At 69.7% G+C, this 11,977-nt stretch carries 13 protein-coding genes and 1 pseudogene; 8 read left to right on the forward strand and 6 right to left on the reverse strand.

Features of this window, described 5'->3' with window-relative positions:
• Positions 1-61: 61 nt before the first annotated feature.
• The 4 genes from ICN82_RS19850 to ICN82_RS19865 form a co-directional block, all read right to left on the reverse strand.
• Positions 62-1,705, reverse strand: a complete 1,644-nt coding sequence (locus ICN82_RS19850) for a CTP synthase (protein ID WP_193186675.1) — start codon at positions 1,703-1,705, stop codon at positions 62-64.
• Between the two features lie 144 nt (positions 1,706-1,849).
• Positions 1,850-2,227, reverse strand: coding sequence for a preprotein translocase subunit SecG (gene secG / locus ICN82_RS19855; protein ID WP_193186677.1), 378 nt, complete (start codon positions 2,225-2,227; stop codon positions 1,850-1,852).
• An 86-nt stretch (positions 2,228-2,313) separates the two neighbouring features.
• Positions 2,314-2,715, reverse strand: a complete 402-nt coding sequence (locus ICN82_RS19860; protein ID WP_193186680.1) for a DUF6524 family protein — start codon at positions 2,713-2,715, stop codon at positions 2,314-2,316.
• A gap of 122 nt (positions 2,716-2,837) precedes the next feature.
• Positions 2,838-3,260 carry a hypothetical protein gene (locus ICN82_RS19865; protein WP_193186683.1) on the reverse strand — a complete coding sequence of 141 codons (423 nt, stop codon included), beginning with the start codon at positions 3,258-3,260 and terminating at the stop codon, positions 2,838-2,840.
• A 157-nt stretch (positions 3,261-3,417) separates the two neighbouring features.
• Here ICN82_RS19865 and ICN82_RS19870 point away from each other — a divergent pair, with 157 nt between their 5' ends.
• The 8 genes from ICN82_RS19870 to ICN82_RS19905 all read left to right on the forward strand — a co-directional run bounded on the left by ICN82_RS19870 (position 3,418) and on the right by ICN82_RS19905 (position 10,186).
• Positions 3,418-4,713: an adenylosuccinate synthase gene (locus ICN82_RS19870; RefSeq protein ID WP_193186686.1), complete on the forward strand. Its 1,296-nt coding sequence runs from the start codon at positions 3,418-3,420 to the stop codon at positions 4,711-4,713.
• Between the two features lie 60 nt (positions 4,714-4,773).
• Positions 4,774-5,007 (forward strand): DUF2842 domain-containing protein, encoded by a 234-nt coding sequence (locus tag ICN82_RS19875; protein WP_193186689.1) that lies wholly within the window; start codon positions 4,774-4,776, stop codon positions 5,005-5,007.
• Positions 5,004-5,672 (forward strand): thiamine diphosphokinase, encoded by a 669-nt coding sequence (locus ICN82_RS19880; RefSeq protein ID WP_193186692.1) that lies wholly within the window; start codon positions 5,004-5,006, stop codon positions 5,670-5,672. Before ICN82_RS19875 ends, ICN82_RS19880 begins: the two co-directional genes overlap by 4 nt.
• Before the next feature lie 67 nt (positions 5,673-5,739).
• On the forward strand, positions 5,740-6,516 hold the full coding sequence (rpiA, locus tag ICN82_RS19885; RefSeq protein WP_193186695.1) for a ribose-5-phosphate isomerase RpiA: 777 nt from the start codon (positions 5,740-5,742) through the stop codon (positions 6,514-6,516).
• Between the two features lie 24 nt (positions 6,517-6,540).
• Positions 6,541-7,899 carry a glutathione-disulfide reductase gene (gor, locus tag ICN82_RS19890; RefSeq protein WP_193186698.1) on the forward strand — a complete coding sequence of 453 codons (1,359 nt, stop codon included), beginning with the start codon at positions 6,541-6,543 and terminating at the stop codon, positions 7,897-7,899.
• Between the two features lie 64 nt (positions 7,900-7,963).
• A complete protein-coding gene (gene hflK / locus ICN82_RS19895) occupies positions 7,964-9,103 on the forward strand; it encodes an FtsH protease activity modulator HflK (protein WP_193186700.1) in 1,140 nt (379 codons plus the stop codon).
• 13 nt (positions 9,104-9,116) lie between these two features.
• Positions 9,117-9,992, forward strand: coding sequence for a protease modulator HflC (gene hflC / locus ICN82_RS19900; protein ID WP_193186703.1), 876 nt, complete (start codon positions 9,117-9,119; stop codon positions 9,990-9,992).
• Positions 9,992-10,186 carry a DUF2065 family protein gene (locus ICN82_RS19905; RefSeq protein ID WP_193186706.1) on the forward strand — a complete coding sequence of 65 codons (195 nt, stop codon included), beginning with the start codon at positions 9,992-9,994 and terminating at the stop codon, positions 10,184-10,186. The genes hflC and ICN82_RS19905 overlap by 1 nt, the downstream gene beginning before the upstream one ends.
• 771 nt (positions 10,187-10,957) lie before the next feature.
• Here the strand turns inward: ICN82_RS19905 and ICN82_RS19910 are convergent.
• Together ICN82_RS19910 and ICN82_RS19915 are read right to left on the reverse strand one after the other, a co-directional pair.
• Positions 10,958-11,305 (reverse strand): YbaB/EbfC family nucleoid-associated protein, encoded by a 348-nt coding sequence (locus ICN82_RS19910; protein ID WP_193186709.1) that lies wholly within the window; start codon positions 11,303-11,305, stop codon positions 10,958-10,960.
• Positions 11,306-11,451: 146 nt separating this feature from the next.
• Positions 11,452-11,977, reverse strand: a pseudogene (locus ICN82_RS19915) (DNA polymerase III subunit gamma/tau); the annotation flags it as partial.

Consider the following 11,977-nt stretch of genomic DNA (forward strand, 5'->3'; position numbering starts at 1 on the left):
CCCCCCCCCCCCCCCCCCCCCCCCCGGCATCCGCGCGGGATGCCGGGGGCGGCGCATGGGATCAGACCAGCCGGGACAGGTCCTTGGCGGCGCGCACGAAATCGCGAAACAGCGGATGCGGTGCGAAGGGCTTGGATTTCAGCTCGGGGTGGAACTGCACGCCGATGAACCAGGGGTGATCCTTGACCTCGACGATCTCGGGCAGGCGGCCGTCGGGCGAGACGCCGGAGAAGAGCAGCCCCTGTTCCTCGAGCTGCTTGCGATAGCTCATGTCCACTTCGTAGCGGTGGCGGTGGCGTTCCTCGATCACCGTGTCGCCATAGACCCCGGCCACGCGGCTGCCTTCGGCCAGATAGGCGGTATAGGCGCCCAACCGCATGGTCCCGCCCTTGTCATCGCCCTTGCTGCGTTCCACCCGGTGATTGCCCTGGACCCATTCCTTGAGGTGGTAGACCACGGGGGTGAAGCGCTTCTTGCCCTTCTCGTCGTCGAATTCCTCCGACCCGGCATTCTCCATGTCGGCGAGATGGCGCGCGGCCTCGATCACCGCCATCTGCATGCCGAGGCAGATGCCGAGATAGGGAATGTTGCGGGTGCGGGCGAATTCCGCCGCCTTGATCTTGCCCTCCGTGCCGCGCTCGCCGAAGCCGCCGGGCACGAGGATGCCGTGAAAGCCCTCGAGCCGGGCGGGGGCGTCGTCCTTCTCGAAGATCTCGGCATCCAGCCATTCGGTACGCACCTTGACCCGGTTGGCCATGCCGCCATGGGTCAGCGCCTCGGAGACGGATTTATAGGCGTCTTCCAGCTGGGTGTACTTGCCGACGATGGCGATGCGGACCTCGCCGTCGGTATTGTGCACGCGGTCCGAGACATCCTGCCACTTGGTCAGCACCGGGCGGGGCGCGGGCGAGATCTGGAACGCGTCCAGCACCGCCTGGTCCAGCCCTTCGGCATGATAGGCCAGCGGCGCGTCGTAGATGGATTTCAGATCCTGCGCGGCGATGACGGATTCGGGGCGCACGTTGCAGAACAGCGCCAGCTTCTCGCGCTCCTTCTGCGGGATCGGCCCCTCGGAGCGGCAGACCAGAACGTCGGGCGCGATCCCGATGGAGCGCAGTTCCTTCACCGAATGCTGCGTCGGCTTGGTCTTCAGCTCGCCCGATGCGGCGATATAGGGCAGGAGCGTCAGGTGAACGAAGATGCATTGGCCGCGCGGCCGGTCCTGGCCGAACTGGCGGATCGCCTCGAAGAAGGGCAGGCCCTCGATGTCGCCGACCGTGCCGCCGATCTCGCACAGCATGAAATCGACCTCGCCCTCGCCGGTCGAGAGGAAGTCCTTGATCTCGTTGGTGACGTGCGGGATCACCTGGATGGTCTTGCCGAGGTAGTCGCCGCGGCGTTCCTTCTCCAGCACGTTGGAGTAGATGCGGCCCGAGGACACGGAATCGGTCTTGCGCGCGGCGACGCCGGTGAAGCGTTCGTAATGGCCCAGATCCAGGTCCGTCTCGGCGCCGTCATCGGTGACGAACACCTCGCCATGCTCGAAGGGCGACATCGTGCCGGGATCGACGTTCAGATAGGGGTCGAGCTTGCGCAGGCGCACGGTGAAGCCGCGGGCCTGCAGGAGCGCGCCGAGCGCGGCCGAGGCCAGCCCCTTGCCAAGCGAGGACACCACGCCGCCGGTGATGAAGATATAGCGCGTCATTTGCTCGGAACTCCCGTGATGTCGGCCGAAAAAGGTTAGGCTGCGAACCCTGACCACGGGATTAGACCCATATAGGATTCGCAGTGATCCCGCAACATGCTGTTGCGGGATATCCAGATTTTACAAGGTGTTGTGTTTGCCGGGTTATTCGGCCCGCGGCGGTGCGGCGGGCTCGGATCCGGTGGAGGGCGGCAGGAGGTCGCCGCCGGGCAGGGCGGGCTGCGCATCGGTGCCGGTCTCCGCCGGCGCGGTCAGCGGCGCGTCCTGCAGGCGGTCCAGCACCGAGCTGCCCGAGGAGGTCTGCGCCGCGATGATGGTCAGCGTGATCGAGGTCGCGATGAACGCCGCGGCGAAGCCCCAGGTCACCTTGGCCAGCGCGCTGGCGGCCCCCCGGCTCGACATCACGCCGCCGCCGCCGCCGCCGCCGATCCCGAGACCGCCGCCCTCGGAACGTTGCAGCAGCACGGCCCCGATGAGGCAGAGCGCAAGGATCAGATGGACGATGAGGATGACGTTTTGCATGCAAGGGACCTGATGTTCGGATCGGGGCCTACCTAGTCGCCACGGCTTCCGGACGCAACCCCGTTGCGCGCCCGCAGCCGCGCGGGTCAGTCCTCGTCGACATCATCCATGTCGGCCTGCCCCGAGAGGCGGCGGCGCACATGGCTCCAGCCCAGCCCGATGCCCAGCACCAGCGACAGGCCCAGGATGCCCAGCCAGGTGGTGACGGCATTGTTGCGCAGCGTCAGGATCCCGAGGTCGCGCAGCACCCAGACCGAGGCGGCGAAGATCGCGGCGACCAGCGCCATGCCGAACGGTCCGATGGACCGCAGCGTGGCGCGCAGGAAGATGAGCCAGAGCGCGAAGAGCACCAGCCCCAGAAGCACGGTCAGCGACAGCCCGCTCCAGCCCCGGTCGAGGGCCCAGCGGATGTAATTGACCTGCGTGGGATTGAAGGTGGCGGAAACGAGAAGGAAGGCGATGGCCCAGCGGGGCAGGATCTCGGACATGGGCGGGGCTCGGCGGGAAGGGGGCGGGCCGGGTCAGGGCAGGGGCCGGTTGCGGAATGGACGGGGGCCGGTTGCGGAAGGGGCGGGGCCGGTTGCGGAAAGGGACGGGGGCGAAGGCGGGCTCAGCCGCCGATCTGCCTCGCATAGGCGGGGTAGCGCGCGGCGCAGCCCTCGCGCCTGCGCTGCGCATAGGCATAGAACAGCTCCTGGTCGGCCCCGGTGACGGCATCCGCCGTGGCCATCGCGGTCTCGGCATTCGGCGCCTGCGACAGCATCCCCGTCATCGCCTCCTGCATCTGCGGCTGCCGCGCCGCGAAGCCTTCGGGATCGGCCATCGCGCGGCTTGTCATCAGCACCACCGCACAGGATCCGTAATCCTGCGAACTCAGCGCCGGATAGTCCGAAAGCGGTCCCTGCGCCGCGACAGGCTGGGCCAGCGGCTCGGGGGCGGGCGGCACCGGCCCCTGGAGATGGGGCGGCGTCCCGCAGGCGGCCAGCAGGGCTAGAGGAACGAGAAGGGGCAGGCGCGAGGGCGCGAAGGTCATGGCGATTCCCGGAAAGCTGTCTCTCCGCCTCTCGCATGGCCGCCGCGCTCCGGCAAGCGGCCATTGACGGGGTCGGCCCCGCGGGACCGACCGAATTAGCGGTTTCGTTGCGCGCGCCGTTTGGATATGCACGCCGCGGACCGAAATGGAGAGAACCATGGCCAATGTCGTCGTCGTCGGCGCCCAGTGGGGCGATGAGGGTAAGGGGAAGCTCGTTGACTGGCTGTCGGAGCGCGCGGATGTCATCGCGCGGTTCCAGGGCGGCCACAATGCGGGGCATACCCTGGTCATCGGCGGCCAGGTCTACAAGCTGAACGCGCTGCCCTCGGGCGTGGTGCGCGGCGGCAAGCTGTCGGTCATCGGCAACGGCGTGGTCCTCGATCCCTGGCACCTGGTCGGCGAAATCGCCAAGATCCGCGAACAGGGCGTCGAGATCTCGCCCGAGACGCTGATGATCGCCGAGAACACGCCCCTGATCCTGCCTTTCCACGGCGAACTGGACCGCGCCCGCGAGGAAGCCGCGTCCAAGGGCACCAAGATCGGCACCACCGGCCGCGGCATCGGCCCGGCCTACGAAGACAAGGTCGGCCGCCGCTGCGTGCGCGTCGCGGATCTGGCGGACGAGGCGACGCTGATCGCCCGCGTCGACCGCGCGCTGCAGCATCATGACCCGCTGCGCAAGGGGCTCGGGGTCGCGCCGATCGACCGCACCGCGCTGATCGAGAAGCTCAAGGAGATCGCGCCGCAGATCCTGCCCTATGCGGCCCCGGTCTGGAAGGTGCTGACCGAGAAGCGCAAGGCAGGCAAGCGGATCCTGTTCGAAGGCGCGCAGGGCGCGCTGCTGGACATCGATTTCGGCACCTATCCCTTCGTCACCTCCTCGAACGTGATCGCGGGGCAGGCGGCAACCGGCGTGGGCCTCGGGCCGGGCGCGATCGATTACGTGCTGGGCATCGTCAAGGCCTATACCACCCGCGTGGGCGAGGGCCCGTTCCCGACCGAGCTGGATGACGAGACCGGGCACCGCCTGGGCACGCGCGGCCATGAATTCGGCACCGTGACCGGGCGCAAGCGCCGCTGCGGCTGGTTCGATGCCGCGCTGGTGCGCCAGACCTGCGCCACTTCGGGCGTGACCGGCATCGCGCTGACCAAGCTCGACGTGCTCGACGGGTTCGAGACGCTGAAGATCTGCACGGGCTACGAGCTGGACGGCCAGAGACTGGACTACCTGCCGACCGCGGCCGAGGCGCAGGCGCGCTGCACGCCGGTCTACGAGGAAATGGAAGGCTGGAGCGAGAGCACCGAGGGCGCGCGCAGCTGGGCGGACCTGCCCGGGGCGGCCATCAAATACGTGCGCCGCATCGAGGAGCTGATCGACTGCCCGGTCGCGCTGCTGTCCACCTCGCCGGAACGCGACGACACGATCCTGGTCACCGATCCCTTCGCCGACTGAGCCGGGCCTTGGCCTGCGCCGCCCGGTCGCGTAGCGTCGGGGCGGTGCGAGGAGGATCCCATGGCGCTATCCCTGAAGGCCCGGCGGCGCTGGTCGCTGGCCATCCTGCTGATCGGGCTGCCGCTCTATGTCGTGGCGGCGGTGACGCTTGTGGCGCAGTTCGAGCGCCCGCCGATCTGGGCGGAACTCGGCATCTATGTCGGGCTGGGCCTCGTCTGGGCGCTGCCCTTCCGCGCGGTCTTCCGCGGCATCGGCCGCGCGGGTCCGGCCCCGGGCGGGGACCGGGACGGATGAATGCCCTGATCCGCAGCGACCGGGCGGTGACGCTGGTGGGGGGCGGCCCCGTCGCCGCGGGCGAGGTCGCGGCCGCGCTGGACCTGGCGCCGGTGCTGGTGGCGGCCGATGGCGGCGCCGCCGCGGCGCTCGAGGCGGGGCAGATGCCGCTGGCGGTGATCGGCGATTTCGATTCGCTCGACCCGGCTACGCGGGCGGCGATCCCGGCGGAGCGGCTGCAGCACGTGGCCGAACAGGACAGCACCGATTTCCACAAATGCCTGTCGCGGATCGAGGCGCCGCTGGTGCTGGGGCTGGGCTTTGCCGGCGGGCGGATGGATCACATGCTGGCGGTGTTCAACGTGCTGGTGCGGCTGCCCCGGCGCCGCGCGGTGATCCTCGGCCCCGAGGACCTGTGCCTGCTGGCGCCGCCCTCGCTGTCGATCGACCTGGACCCCGGAACGCCGGTCAGCCTGTTTCCCATGGCGCCGGTGACGGCCGACAGCCGCGGTCTGGAATGGCCGGTGCAGGGGATCGGCTTCGCCCCGGACGGGCAGGGCGGCACCTCCAACCGGGCGACGGGTCATGTCAGCCTGAACGCCCATGCGCCCAAGCTGCTGCTGATGCTGCCCCGGGCCGCGCTGCCGCGGCTCCTCGACGCGCTGCCGGGGGCGCCGGGCTGGTAACGGGCGATTGGGGGTCGCGGCAGCGCGCCGGATTGCCTATATCTCCCTGCAGAAAAGAGGATCGAGGATGACCGAAACGCTGTCGCCGGCCGAGGCCGGGAAATTCGCGGCCGCCATGGCCTCCGTCGCAGAGATCGAGGACGGCATGACCGTCGGGCTGGGCACCGGCTCCACCGCCGCGTGGATGGTGCGCGCCCTGGCCCGCCGGGCCCGGGAGGACGGGCTGCGCCTGACCTGTGTTCCGACCTCGGACCGGACGGCCGGACTGGCGCGGGCGCTGGGGCTGACGGTGGTGGGGCTCGACGAGGTGGATCGCATCGACGTCACCATCGACGGCGCCGATGAATTCGACGGCCATCTGCGGCTGATCAAGGGCGGCGGCGCGGCGCATCTGCGCGAGAAACTCGTCGCCGCGGCCTCCGACCGGATGATCGTCATCACCGATCCCTCCAAGGACGTGGAGACGCTGGGCGCCTTCCCGCTGCCGATCGAGGTGATCCCGATGGGCTGGAAGGGCACCGAGGCGCGGATCCGCGCGGTGCTGGAGACGGCCGAGGTGGACGGGCGCGACACGGCCCTGCGCATGGCGGAGGGAAAGCCCGTCATCACCGACGAGGGAAATTACGTCATCGACGCGCATCTGGGGCGGATCGGCGACCCCGAAGGCCTGGCCGCGGCGCTGGCGGACATCCCCGGCGTGGTGGAGCACGGGCTGTTCATCGGGCTGTGCGACACGGTCATCATCGGCCATCCCGACGGCCGCCACGAAACCCGCATGCATGACCAGACGCCCGCCTGGGGCGATGTCATCATGGAACTGGCGGCGCTCCTGCCGACCGCCTGAACGAGTAGCGAAGGACACCCTGTCATGAGTTTCGATTACGACCTGTTCGTCATTGGCGGCGGCTCCGGCGGCGTGCGCGCGGCGCGCGTGGCGGCGGCCGAGGGGGCCAGGGTGGGCCTGGCGGAGGAAAGCCGCATGGGCGGCACCTGCGTCATCCGCGGCTGCGTGCCGAAAAAGCTGATGGTCTTCGCCTCCGGCTATCCCGGCCACATGGCCGATGCGGCCGCCTATGGCTGGGACGTCACCGCGGGCGGCTTCGACTGGGGCCGGTTCAAGGGCCAGCTGGAGACCGAGCTGGACCGGCTCGAAGGCGTCTATGAACGGCTGCTGAACAATTCCGGGGTGGACTGGGTCAAGCATCGCGCGGTTGTCACCGATGCCCATACGGTGATGCTGGATAACGGCGAATCGAAGACCGCGAAGACCATCCTGGTCGCCACCGGCGGCTGGCCCTTCGTGCCGGAATTTCCGGGCAGCGACCTGGCCGTGACCTCCAACGAGATGTTCCATCTCGAGGCGCTGCCCAAACGCCTGCTGATCGTCGGCGGCGGCTATATCGCCTGCGAATTCGCGGGGATCATGAACGGGCTGGGCGTCGAGGTGACGCAGTTCTTCCGCGGCGAGCAGATCTTGCGCGGCTTCGACCGCGAGACGGTGGACCTGGTCGCCGACCAGATGGGCAAGGCCGGGATCGCGCTCTGCCCCGGCACCAACACCGTGTCGATGGAGAAGACCGCGGAGGGCATCCTCGTCCACGGCACCGACGGCTCGCAGCGGGTCTTCGACCTGGTGATGTTCGCCACCGGCCGCAAGCCCAATACCGACAGCCTCGGTCTGGATGGTGCGGGCGTCGAGATGGCGCCGAACGGGGCCATCAAGGTCGATGAATTCAGCCGCACCGCCGTGCCCTCGATCTACGCGATCGGCGATGCGACCGACCGGGTGAACCTGACGCCGGTGGCCATCCGCGAGGCGATGGCCTTCGTGGAGACGGTGTTCAAGGGCAACCCAACCGCGGTCGATCACGACCTGATCCCCTCGGCGATCTTCACCCAGCCCGAGATCGGGACGACCGGCCTCTCGGAAGAGGACGCCGTGGAGAAGGGCATCGCGGTCGACATCTACACCACCTCCTTCAAGGCGATGCAGTCGGGCTTTGCCGGGCGCGAGGAGCGGGTCTTCATGAAGCTGATCGTGCGCAAGGAAGACGACGTCGTCATCGGCTGCCATATCGTCGCGCCCGGTGCGGGCGAGATGATCCAGCTGGCGGGGATCGCGGTCAAGATGGGCGCGACCAAGGCCGATTTCGACCGCACCTGCGCGGTGCATCCGACCATGGCCGAGGAACTGGTGACGATGAGGAACCCGACGCGCAGCGCTTGAAACCGCGGTCCATGATCCGCATCTTCTTCTCAACAACGTGATGGAACACGGGGAAAAGGCACATATGGCAAATTCCGGAGGACCCTGGGGCGGCGGCAATCGCGGCTCGGGCGGGGGGAACGACAACCGCGGCGGAGGCGGCAGGAAGCCGGGCGGCGAGGGGTCCCAGATCCCGGAGATCGACGAGATCATGAAGAAGGGCCAGGAGCAGCTTCGCGTGATCCTGGGCGGCCGCGGCGGCCGCGGAAACGGCGGCGGCGGCTCCGGCGGCGGCGGGTTCAAGATGAACCGCGGCACATGGGGCATCGTCGGCGTCGTGCTGGTGGGCATCTGGCTCTACAATTCGCTCTATACCGTGCGGCCGGAGGAGAACTCGGTCGAGCTGTTCCTCGGCAAGTACAGCCAGACCGGCACCGAGGGCCTGAACTTCGCGCCCTGGCCCTTCGTCACCCACGAGGTGATCCCCGTCTCGGTCGAACGGGTCGAGGATCTGGGCGTCGGCCGCAACGGCTCGCGCTCCGAGGATGGCGGGCTGATGCTGACCACCGACGAGGCCGTGGTCGATATCGACTACCAGGTCGTGTGGAACGTCACCGATGCGGCCGCCTTCCTGTTCAACCTGCGCGATCCGCAGATGACGGTGCGCGCGGTCTCGGAATCGGCCATGCGCGAGATCATCGCCCAGTCGGAACTGGCGCCGATCCTGAACCGCGATCGCGGGCTGATCCAGGACATGGCGCATGAGCTGATCCAGGGCACGCTGGACAGCTACGGCGCGGGCATCAACGTGGTGCGCGTCAACCTCGACAAGGCGGATCCGCCGCAGGAGGTCATCGACAGCTTCCGCGAGGTCCAGGCGGCCGAACAGGAACGCGACAGGCTGCAGCGCCAGGCCGATGCCTATGCCAACCGCGTCCTCGCCGGCGCGCGCGGCGAGGCGGCGCAGGTGCTGGAGGAGGCCGAGGGCTATCGCGCCCGCGTCGTCAACGAGGCCGAGGGCGAGGCCAGCCGCTTCGTCGCCGTGCTGAACGAGTATCGCGAGGCCCCCGAGGTGACGCGCAAGCGGCTCTATCTGGAAACGATGGAGCGGGTGCTGGGCGATGTCGATAAGGTGATCCTCGATCCCGCCCTGGCAGGCGAGGGCGGCAGCGGCGTCGTGCCCTACCTGCCGCTGAACGACCTGCGCCGCCAGGACGCCCAGTGAGGAGAGCCGAGCCATGAAGAAACTGAACATCCTCCTCATCGGGATTGTCGTCGCCGTCATCCTGCTGGCCTCCTCGATCTTCATCGTCGACGAACGCCAGAAGGTGCTGGTGCTGCGCTTCGGCCAGATCCAGTCGGTCAAGGAAGAGCCGGGCCTGGCCTTCAAGTGGCCCTTCATCAACGAGGTCGTGCGCTATGACGACCGCATCCTGTCGCTGGACACCACCACGATCGAGGTGACCCCCTCGGATGACCGCCGCCTGGTCGTGGATGCCTTCGCGCGCTACCGCATCTCGGATCCGCGGCAGTTCCGCGAGGCGATCGGCACGGGCAGCCTGGCCACGGCGGAAAGCCGCCTCGAAGGCATCATCAACCCGCAGATCCGCGCCATACTGGGTCAGGACGGCGTGACGTCGAACACCATCCTTTCCGAGGACCGCTCGGGGCTGATGCAGCAGATCACCGATGCCTCGCGCCAGCGCGCGGCATCGCTGGGCATCGAGGTGCTGGACGTGCGCCTGAAGCAGACCAACCTGCCCGAGCAGAACCTGGAGGCGACCTTCGCGCGGATGCGCGCCGAGCGCGAGCGCGAGGCGGCCGACGAGATCGCCCGCGGCGAGGAAGCGGCCCAGCGGGTGCGCGCCCAGGCCGACCGGACCGTCGTGGAAATCACCTCCGATGCCAATCGCGAGGCGGAGATCACGCGCGGCGAGGCGGATGCCGAACGCAACGGGATCTTCGCCGAGGCCTATGGCCAGGACGCGGCGTTCTTCGAGTTCTACCGCTCGCTGACCGCCTATGAGCGGGCGCTGCAATCGGGCAATTCCTCGATGGTCATCACGCCGGAGAGCGAGTTCTTCGACTATCTCGGCAGAGCGGAAGGCCGCTGATGACGACGCTGCTGAGCGCGGTGGGCTTCGTGCTGGTCTTCGAGGGGCTGGTCTTCGCATTGCTGCCCTCGCGGCTCGAGAGCCTGATCGAAACCCTGTCGCGCTTCTCCACGGATGCGCGGCGCGGGCTCGGCCTCGGCGCGCTGGCGCTCGGCGTGCTGCTGCTGTGGCTGTCCGGCGGCGGGGGTCTCTGATCCTGCGGCAGACGGGTCCGGATGCGGGCGCCCCTTGGGGCGCCCGCTTGCGTTCGGGGCCGGACCCGGCCGCCGCTGCACCGGGAGGCCCGGCCGGTCGCGGTCGGGCCCGCGCCTTCCTCGGGCGGGGCGCTGGCGGGCGGACGGGGGTGCTCCCGCGCGCTCCGGCGCGGAGGCTGCAGCGGGGGCCGGGAGCGGCGCCCGGCCGGCGCGGTGTGGCGGGGGAAGGCGAAGGCCTCTGGCCTCCGCCGGGTCGGACTCCCTGCCCGCATTTCGCGCGATGTCGGAAAGACCGTCGCAGGGAGGCCGTCAGGCCATGGTCCGGGGGAAGGGGGATGCGGGACGGGATCCCGGGCGCGACGCCGACGGAGGTTGCGCGGCGGCAGGACACGCCGCGGTCGCAGATCCATGGCTGGCGGCATGTCCTGCGGAAGAATGGCCCGGGATCGCGGCACTCTCTTGCCGCCTGCCGGCATTCCCGCGCCTGCGGAGACGCGCCCGGAGCCGCCAGCGGCCAGTTGCGGGCCCGCGGAACTCCGGTCGGCGAACAGACGGTGCCCAGGCTGCGACAGCACGCCTGACCGGACAACGCCGGCCGGTCTTTCGCGGGCGCAGCCCTCGTCCCCGGGCCACGGGCCCCTGTGCGGGCAGGGCTGTCCGCGGCCCTCGGGACAACCGGGCCGGTCCGTCCCGCCGCGCGGGGCAGGCCTCCCGCCGCCGGGGCCCTCGCCGTCCCGCGGCGGGCCCCGACCCGCCGCCTCCCGGCGGATGTCAGAGACCGGGCAGTTTCATGTCGGCGGGCAGGCCCATGCTTTCGGCCAGCTTGCCCATTTCCGCTTGCGCGCGTTTCGAGGCGCGGGCCTGGGTATCCTTGATGGCGGCAAGGATCAGGTCCTCGGCCATTTCCTTGTCGTCGGGCGAGAATACCTTGGGGTCGATCTCCAGGCTTTTCAGCTCGCCCTTGGCGGTGGCGGTGGCGCGCACCAGCCCGGCCCCGGCCTCGCCTTCGACGATGATCGTGTCGAGCTCGTCCTGAAGCTCGGCCATCTTCGTCTGCATCTCCTGCGCGGCCTTCATCATCTTGCCCATGTCGCCGAGCGCGCCCAGACCCTTCAGCATCGCGGTTCTCCCGTGGTTGCATGCGTTCCGGCTGGATCTAGGCGGTCCGGCTGCCCGGCACAAGCACCGCGGCGGGACTCATCGCGCCGCGGGGACGGCGGAAATGTCCCTGCAGGGCGCGATGCCGGCCGGGCCCCCGGCCGGGGTCAGTCGTCCTCGAAGGGATCCCAGTCCTCGTCCACCTCCTCGATCCCGGGCAGCGCTTCGGCGGCGGCGGCCTCCTCGGGACGGACGGGGGGCAGGATCTCCACCAGGCGCGCCTGCGGCAGGGCCGACAGGACCGCGGCGATGCCGGGATGGGTGCGGGCGCGGAGCAGCGCCTCTTCCTTCTCGCTCAGGCGGGTTTCGGCGAGGCTGGGCGCGCCCCCGGCATTGGAGACGCTGACCGCCCAGCGGGCGCCGGTCCATTGCTGCAGCCGCGTGCCCAGCTTGGAGGCCAGGTCGCGCGCCGCGCCGGGGGCGGGGGTGAACTCGATCCGGCCGGGGCTGTAGGACACCAGGCGGATCCCGGTCTCGGCCTCCACCAGCAGGTGCATGTCGCGCTTCTCGCGGATGAGATCCAGCACCGCGGCGAAATCGGGATAGGCGTCAAGCGCCCCCGGCGCCGCGGCCTGCGCCACCGGCCGGGCGCCGGCGGCCTGTCCGCCCGAGACCCGCAAGGGCCGCGGCGCG

The organism is Mangrovicoccus algicola, from assembly GCF_014903745.1.
Taxonomy (GTDB): domain Bacteria; phylum Pseudomonadota; class Alphaproteobacteria; order Rhodobacterales; family Rhodobacteraceae; genus Mangrovicoccus; species Mangrovicoccus algicola.

Coding starts and splice junctions, on each gene's coding strand:
- ICN82_RS19860 (WP_193186680.1), bottom strand. CDS start 2,715: ATGTCCGAGATCCTGCCCCGCTGGGCCATCGCCTTCCTTCTCGTTTCC.
- ICN82_RS19880 (WP_193186692.1), top strand. CDS start 5,004: ATGAATGCCCTGATCCGCAGCGACCGGGCGGTGACGCTGGTGGGGGGC.
- rpiA (WP_193186695.1), top strand. CDS start 5,740: ATGACCGAAACGCTGTCGCCGGCCGAGGCCGGGAAATTCGCGGCCGCC.
- ICN82_RS19850 (WP_193186675.1), bottom strand. CDS start 1,705: ATGACGCGCTATATCTTCATCACCGGCGGCGTGGTGTCCTCGCTTGGC.
- gor (WP_193186698.1), top strand. CDS start 6,541: ATGAGTTTCGATTACGACCTGTTCGTCATTGGCGGCGGCTCCGGCGGC.
- secG (WP_193186677.1), bottom strand. CDS start 2,227: ATGCAAAACGTCATCCTCATCGTCCATCTGATCCTTGCGCTCTGCCTC.
- ICN82_RS19875 (WP_193186689.1), top strand. CDS start 4,774: ATGGCGCTATCCCTGAAGGCCCGGCGGCGCTGGTCGCTGGCCATCCTG.
- hflC (WP_193186703.1), top strand. CDS start 9,117: ATGAAGAAACTGAACATCCTCCTCATCGGGATTGTCGTCGCCGTCATC.
- ICN82_RS19865 (WP_193186683.1), bottom strand. CDS start 3,260: ATGACCTTCGCGCCCTCGCGCCTGCCCCTTCTCGTTCCTCTAGCCCTG.
- ICN82_RS19870 (WP_193186686.1), top strand. CDS start 3,418: ATGGCCAATGTCGTCGTCGTCGGCGCCCAGTGGGGCGATGAGGGTAAG.
- hflK (WP_193186700.1), top strand. CDS start 7,964: ATGGCAAATTCCGGAGGACCCTGGGGCGGCGGCAATCGCGGCTCGGGC.
- ICN82_RS19905 (WP_193186706.1), top strand. CDS start 9,992: ATGACGACGCTGCTGAGCGCGGTGGGCTTCGTGCTGGTCTTCGAGGGG.
- ICN82_RS19910 (WP_193186709.1), bottom strand. CDS start 11,305: ATGCTGAAGGGTCTGGGCGCGCTCGGCGACATGGGCAAGATGATGAAG.